The organism is Vibrio sp. 704 (assembly GCF_033339295.1).
In genome coordinates this window covers 1-526 of record NZ_JAWOUH010000977.1, presented here as the reverse complement: position 1 = coordinate 526, position 526 = coordinate 1, and the positions used below count along the sequence as shown (strand labels likewise).

1 protein-coding gene is annotated in these 526 nt (G+C 49.8%); it reads left to right on the top strand.

The genetic code is table 11. The annotated features are described in order from the left end of the window. Positions 1–526 (top strand): methyl-accepting chemotaxis protein (locus R7R24_RS30200; protein WP_318120651.1); only part of this gene is annotated, 526 nt, incomplete at both ends.

Sequence of the window (526 nt, the reverse complement as noted above, 5' to 3'; positions counted from 1 at the left end):
AAGAAGTATCTTTAACGAGCGGTGCACTGAGTCAAGCGGCAGACAGCGTGTCGAGCAAAGCAACGTCAACGTACGATAATAGCCAAGAGCAACGTGACCAGACGATTCAAGTGGTTGCAGCGATCAACCAAATGGGCGCGACGATCAGTGAAATTGCGTCTAACGCAGCGACGGCAGCCGATACTGCAAACCAAGCGTCTGATAATACTCAGACGGGTCGTGAAGTTGTGATGAAAGCGAAAGAAGTGATCAGCCGTCTTGCTGACGATGTGGAAACGACAAACATTGTTGTGACACAGCTTGCTTCTACAACGAAAGATATCGGCTCTATCCTTGGTGTAATCCGCGATATCTCTGAGCAAACAAACTTGTTGGCACTGAACGCAGCGATTGAAGCGGCACGCGCAGGTGAGCAAGGTCGAGGCTTTGCGGTAGTTGCAGATGAAGTTCGTAACCTAGCGTCGCGCACTGCCGATTCAACGGAAGAGATTCAACGTATGATCAACCAGCTTCAAAGTGATGCTCA